The organism is Pseudomonas sp. PF05, from assembly GCF_056521845.1.
Map to the genome: position 1 here is coordinate 1 of NZ_JBWLPW010000064.1, position 980 is coordinate 980.

Consider the following 980-nt stretch of genomic DNA (forward strand, 5'->3'; position numbering starts at 1 on the left):
GACGCCAAGGTCAATCTCAACCTGCGCAACTTCTACATCAACCGCAACTTCACCAACCCGAACAACGCCCAGGGCAAAGCCGAGGAATGGACCCAGAGCTTCATTCTCGACGCCAAGTCCGGTTTCACCCAAGGCACGGTCGGTTTCGGCATGGACGTGCTGGGGATGTACTCGGTCAAGCTCGACGGCGGCCGTGGCACTGCGAACACTGCCTTGTTGCCGGTTCATGACGACGGTCGCCCCGCCGACGACTTCGGCCGCCTGGGCGTGGCCCTCAAGGCCAAGGTATCGAAAACCGAACTGAAGGTCGGTGAATGGATGCCGGTGTTGCCGATCCTGCGTTCCGACGATGGCCGCTCCCTGCCGCAAACCTTCCGCGGCGGCCAGGTGACCTCCACTGAAATCAACGGCCTGAGCCTCTACGGCGGCCAGTTCCGCGCCAACAGCCCGCGCAACGACGCGAGCATGGAAGACATGTCGATGAACGGCCGCGGCGCGTTCACCTCCGACCGTTTCAACTTCGGCGGCGGCGAATACGCCTTCAACGACAAACGCACCCAGGTCGGCGTCTGGTACTCGGAACTGTCCGACATCTACCAGCAAAAATATTTCAACCTGACCCACAGCCAGCCCATCGGTGACTGGACCCTGGGTGCCAACCTCGGCTACTTCATCGGCAAGGAAGACGGCAGCGCCCTAGCCGGCGACCTGGACAACAAAACCGCGTTCGCCATGCTCTCGGCCAAATACGGCGGCAACACCTTCTACGTCGGCCTGCAAAAACTCAGCGGCGACGACGCCTGGATGCGCGTCAACGGCACCAGCGGCGGCACCCTGGCCAACGACAGCTACAACTCCAGCTACGACAACGCCCAGGAAAAATCCTGGCAAGTGCGCCACGACTTCAACTTCGCCGCCGTCGGCGTGCCGGGCCTGACGTTGATGAACCGCTACATCAGCGGCGACAACGTGCACACCGC

At 62.1% G+C, this 980-nt stretch carries 1 protein-coding gene; it reads left to right on the forward strand.

From position 1 onward, the window contains the following. Positions 1 to 980, forward strand: a 980-nt coding sequence (locus AC09SL_RS29435; RefSeq protein ID WP_479572000.1) for an OprD family porin, incomplete at both ends; no start/stop codon positions are given.